At 62.7% G+C, this 940-nt stretch carries 1 protein-coding gene; it reads right to left on the reverse strand.

All coding sequences use genetic code 11. From position 1 onward, the window contains the following. Positions 1–92: 92 nt before the first annotated feature. Positions 93–647, reverse strand: coding sequence for a MarR family winged helix-turn-helix transcriptional regulator (locus AC1DWT_RS51580; RefSeq protein WP_477926317.1), 555 nt, complete (start codon positions 645–647; stop codon positions 93–95). Positions 648–940: the final 293 nt, after the last annotated feature.

A 940-nucleotide genomic window follows, 5' to 3' on the forward strand; every position in this document is an offset into this window, starting at 1 on the left:
CCCCCCTAGAAGTGCGTGTCCGTAGTAGTAAACACATTAACTAAATTGGGGGCGTGATGGCAAGCACAGATTTTCCGGGAGGCGCAGCAGGGTCAGTTGCGGCCGCGGACGTCGAACTGACTGCGGTTGGTGATCAGCTTGTCGAGCAGCATGACGAGAATGCGCTGCTCCGGCTCGGTGAGGACGCTCGCCCACGCATGCTCGCGCTCGTTCTGCTCACGGTAGATCTCGCCGATCTCGCTGCGCCCCTTCTCCGTGAGCGACAACTRGACCGACCGGCCGTCCCGCTCGTCCGGGGACCGCTCCATCAGACCCCCACTGACCAGCGTTTTCGTCAGATTCGACACGGCGGCTCGACTCATGCCGGTGAGCTTGGCGGCGGTCTTCGACTCGACCGGCCCGGCCAGCCACGTCACGAACATCAACCGGAACGCCGACCACGACAGCCCGCGCGGTCGGTGGATCGACGACTCCAGGTCGTACGTCACCACGTTCGACGCGCGGTTCAACGTCAGGAGCACCTGGGTGGCGAGTTCGTGCGTCGAACCGTATTCGGTGCTCAGACGCCTGTTCGCCAGTTCGATGAACGACCAGAAGTCGAGGCTCTCGGGCACCTCGACAGGCACCGGCGCTACGTCATCGGTCATGGGGGAACCCTATCGCGAGCCGGTGGCAGGCCCAGCGCCCGCCACCTCCGCTTTTAGTATATCTATGAACTAGTTGCGCTGACGCACCCGTGAGTACTTATTAACCGCCCGGGGGCTGTTGCAAATTCCGGGTCGGGGTGTCCGCGTGTCACCATGGTCTGACCTGGGGTTTCCTGGATAATGTGTTGGTGGCCAAGGGATATCGACCGGTGAATCGTGATCAGCAGTTCCTGTTGCCGCCGGACATGCGGGAGTGGGTGCCGCCCACGCATCCGGTGTGGACGGTGATCGAG

Source organism: Rhodococcus sp. P4_B6 (assembly GCF_056402215.1).